Raw genomic sequence first — 3,011 nt, forward strand, 5'->3', positions numbered from 1 at the left:
GTTAGTTGTTTTATAGCGAGGTTTTGACACGATTGATGGGTGAGTTGATAGGCTATGCCGATCAGATCACCAGCTATGGTTTTAGTTCAACTGATTTAGGAAACAAAGCCTCGTCTAAGTCAAAGCCTGAATCGCGCCAATTTTTAGCTTCTTCTGGGGCAAATTTCTGTGCTCCCCACGCCATCGCATCCTTTAGATTAAATCCAGCCTTGTTCCAGTCAGACGCTTGCGCTGCATCAAATCCACTAAGATGCCACTTTTGAGCAACTTCAGAACTAAAACCTGCCGACTTCCAAGCAGATATTTCATCGGCGGACATTCCAGACCAATCTTTCGGCATAGAACTACAAGCAAACAACACCAAACACATCAATAAGCTAGAACTAATTTTCAACATAGCGCCTCCGCAGCGTTTTTCATTAATACGACTTACGATTACTGTTTAACCATCTTCATTAGCGATTGCCAATGATTGTAGTAACAACGATTCCCCCCTAAATATCGCTATCGATATCCCAACAGACACGACCTAATTCACTGCTATTTAAGAGGATCGATTGGTTGCTCACCGACACATCACTGCAAATGCAGCGTCGAGGAGCTCAACAACTGTCTCGACATCTTACGTATCATTTCCTCTAGCAACTACTTCATAGTGCAAATCAGTGAAAATACAACAGAAATTAGCATAATGATGCTCCAACAAAACAGCAATAGCTAGCAATGAGGATAAAGAAAAATTTTTATCTACTATACAGTTAACAGTATTAATCTGGTTACAGAATCCAATCCTCTTTAAAGAAAGTAAACCATCAATAGCACACACAGATCAGCTAACAACTATTTAACTTTTTTGATAATGAAAAACTTAATATTCCCATTAAATATGGGATTAATGGTACTTCTCACATAACGTCGAAAAATCACTACTTGGTTCGAGCAAAAAGTCCTTACCAACAATTGATGTCATTTCTGCTTCAGTAGTGAGTGGGTTATTAATTTTAAAAACTCGTCTATGATTAATATTACTTTTTAACAAAAATTCGCAATGACGCCGATAAAATAATTCATCAAACTTTCCATTAGCAATTATTCGTTTAAGTCCCTCTTTTATTCTTGTGGCTAAACGCGGCTGATTTGGTGCAACATAATAATAAGTTGCAAGTGGTATATGCAGTAAAATATTATCATCAACAACGAGATCGGGATACTGTTGCTTAAACTGTTCAACCTCTTGAAAAGCCTCATTAACACCTCGTCCGAAAGTAATAAATCTCCCCATAGATAACATATTAAACAAATTATCATATTGAATACTTTCAATAACGTTAAATCCAGCATTTTGCATGGCCGCTTTACTTGACCATTGGCTACCAGAACCGGTATCTAACGCCATTAACTGTGCCAATGTATTTATATTGGCCATAATGGGTAAATTTTGTTTCTTGATAATAAATACTCTAAAGCCCTGAATACCTTTACGGATTGGTATTTTTATTGGAATTAACTGTTCATCCCACTGAGAATTAGATGCTTCAGCAATAACGTTGACTGTTTTACCTTCTAATAATCCTCTAAAAATACGGTTACGACTCATGACAACATCAGAAATCTGTATTGTTCCAACACCAAAATCATTGTTTGTTGCTTCAATAATTAATGTCAACAGATCATAAGTATATTGGTATCTATGGTCATTATTCGATTCTGGAGGATTAATAATAAAAGTATCAACAGCATATGAGTTTGGTATATATGTCCATATTCCAATAGAAAACAGCAAAGTGAACAGACTAAAACGCTGAAATGTCATCATAAATGCTCATTACGCTATATCAAAGCTATCCTTCCCGCTAAATTTTAGCAGAAAGGATAGATCTCGTAGGTATGTACAGCACAACATTTATGCGTTTTGTGAGTCAAACCAAGCAAACATGCCCTTATAAGCCGTGCAGGGTAAAATATCCAAATACCACATTGTACATATATGCTAAACGCTGGATCTGCTGAGATGGCTTTTACGCCATTAAACATAAATTAAAAATCTATAATAACCTTACCAATCAAAGCGTTGAGTTAGTCAATATTGACTAAAACCATTGGGTTAGAACCATAGTTCCTTTGAATGGTTAACGATATAAACAATGCTTTCCTCACTCAATGAGGTATTCCATCGCTTTCTATCAACACCACCATCACCGCAAATGTTAAGACTGGCTTTCCATCAGGCAAATATAATCCTCTAACTCCTGTCCCGGCGTCGGTTCAAAATGGCAGTTAAGCCTTAATAATCCTGTGATACGATCGACCCGAAAGTTGCGAAAATCTTGGCGTAATTCGCACCAGGTCAGCAAGGTCCAAGTGCCGCGCCAAAAATAGATGGCGAGCGGCCGCACTTCGCGCTCTGTCAGGGTTTTATTCACATCTTGATAGAATAGTTTGACGTATTCACGGCGCTGGGCCGCATTACGCAGCGGATCGAGAAACTGAAACTCGTTAGAATCTAGATAAAAATCCGGCGAGAACATTAACGATTGATAGGCTTGCAAACGTTTCGGTAGTACGGCTTCCACTTTTATCATCGCCTGGCGCGCCGCACTCCCAAGCTCCTTGCCACCCCAAGTTTGTACCATGCGCATACCGACTTGAATCGCCTCCAATTCGGCCTCGTTAAACATCAGCGGCGGCACATTCACTTCGTGGCGCAAGAGATAGCCCACGCCCGCCTCCCCTTCAATGGGAATGCCGCTCAAACACAAATCCTGCACATCGCGGTACACGGTGCGGGTCGAGACTTCTAAACGATCAGCCAGCTCTTGGGCGGTCGTCAGTCGTCGATGTTTAAGAATTTGCACTATTTGAAATAGGCGGTCGGCTCGGCGCATGGACAGTAATCACACGGCTTTGTTTCCTAAATCGATTCAGCGAACAAAGCCCCTCATAATCGTCTAAATATCAAACTACACGGTAAGTTACAGGCATGCCTAGCCCTGTAAGCTTGTTCAAAGCCT

The 3,011-nt window shown here is 40.1% G+C and carries 3 protein-coding genes; all 3 read right to left on the minus strand.

Translation table 11 applies throughout. From position 1 onward, the window contains the following. Positions 1–73: 73 nt before the first annotated feature. Positions 74–397 carry a hypothetical protein gene (locus M0413_RS22470; RefSeq protein ID WP_249555718.1) on the minus strand — a complete coding sequence of 108 codons (324 nt, stop codon included), beginning with the start codon at positions 395–397 and terminating at the stop codon, positions 74–76. Between the two features lie 495 nt (positions 398–892). Next, positions 893–1,816 carry a type 2 periplasmic-binding domain-containing protein gene (locus M0413_RS22475; protein ID WP_249555720.1) on the minus strand — a complete coding sequence of 308 codons (924 nt, stop codon included), beginning with the start codon at positions 1,814–1,816 and terminating at the stop codon, positions 893–895. A 391-nt stretch (positions 1,817–2,207) separates the two neighbouring features. After that, positions 2,208–2,885: a helix-turn-helix transcriptional regulator gene (locus M0413_RS22480; protein WP_047537676.1), complete on the minus strand. Its 678-nt coding sequence runs from the start codon at positions 2,883–2,885 to the stop codon at positions 2,208–2,210. Positions 2,886–3,011 lie beyond the last annotated feature (126 nt).

Source organism: Shewanella sp. 8A, from assembly GCF_023475945.1.
Classification (GTDB): Bacteria; Pseudomonadota; Gammaproteobacteria; order Enterobacterales; family Shewanellaceae; genus Shewanella; species Shewanella xiamenensis.